We start from the raw sequence: 1353 nt of genomic DNA, 5'->3' as shown, positions 1-1353 counted from the left end.
ATATAATATTATAAAAAAAGATGGATATATAACGAATGCACAGATATATGTTTTATTTAGTGAATATGTAGATTTTATACAACCAGATTTTAAAGAAGTTATAAAAACAGATAAAGTTGATGAAATAGTTGAATAGAGTCTAATTTAATTATGTTAATTAGAAATGGAGATATAAGTATGAATAAAATTAAGGTTATGACTATATTTGGGACAAGACCTGAAGCTATAAAAATGGCACCATTAGTTAAAGAATTAGAAAAAAGAGAAGAAATAGAAAGTATAGTTTGTGTTACAGCACAACATCGTGAAATGTTAGACCAAGTTTTAGAAACATTTAATATTACCCCTGATTATGATTTAAATATAATGAAACAAGGTCAAACTTTAGTTGATATAACAACTAGAGCATTACAAAGTCTAAGTGAAGTTATATCAAAAGTTAAGCCTAATATAGTTTTAGTGCATGGAGATACTACAACTACATTATCTGGAAGTTTAGCAGCTTTCTATAATCAAGTAGCAGTAGGTCATGTTGAAGCAGGATTAAGAACATATGACAAATATTCGCCATTCCCAGAAGAAGTGAATAGACAAGTTACGGGAGTTATAGCAGATATGCATTTTGCACCTACAGAAGTTTCTAAAAATAACTTATTAAGGGAAGGTAAAAAAGAAGAAACTATATATGTAACAGGTAATACAGCTATAGATGCATTAAAAACTACTGTAAAAGATGAGTATTATCATCCTATATTTGATAAAATAGATAATGATAAAATGATACTTTTAACAGCTCATAGACGTGAAAATTTAGGAGAACCTATGAAAAATATGTTCAGAGCTATAAAAAGAATAACTGAAGAATTTGATGATATACAAGTAGTATACCCAGTTCACTTAAATCCATTAGTTAGAGAGGCAGCAGATGAAGTATTAGGAGATAATAAAAAGGTACATCTTATAGATCCTCTTGAAGTTTTAGATTTCCATAATTTTTTAAATAAGTCGTACATAATAATGACTGATAGTGGAGGAATACAAGAAGAGGCBCCTTCTCTTGGAAAGCCARTATTAGTTTTAAGAGATACAACAGAAAGACCTGAAGGTGTTAGYGCAGGAACCTTAAGATTAGCAGGAACAGATGAAGATATTATATATAATTTAACTAAAGAATTATTAACTAACAAAAATGAATATGAAAAAATGAGTAAATCATCTAATCCATATGGAGATGGATTAGCTAGTAAATATATAGTAGATGCTATAATTAAAAAATTTAAATAAAAAATAATCCTTAATGAATTTTCATTAAGGATTATTTTTTATTTATTAATAACTTTATGATTAGAAATT

General features: G+C 27.2%; 1 protein-coding gene. It reads left to right on the top strand.

Features of this window, described 5'->3' with window-relative positions; genetic code table 11:
* Positions 1 to 177 precede the first annotated feature (177 nt).
* Positions 178 to 1284: a non-hydrolyzing UDP-N-acetylglucosamine 2-epimerase gene (gene wecB, locus G3997_RS08455; protein ID WP_296645354.1), complete on the top strand. Its 1107-nt coding sequence runs from the start codon at positions 178 to 180 to the stop codon at positions 1282 to 1284.
* The last annotated feature ends 69 nt before the right edge of the window (positions 1285 to 1353 follow it).

Source organism: Romboutsia sp. 13368, from assembly GCF_018336475.1.
Taxonomy (GTDB): Bacteria; Bacillota; Clostridia; order Peptostreptococcales; family Peptostreptococcaceae; genus Romboutsia.
The sequence above is the reverse complement of the archived record's forward strand: the minus strand, read 5'-3'. Positions and strand labels throughout refer to the sequence as shown.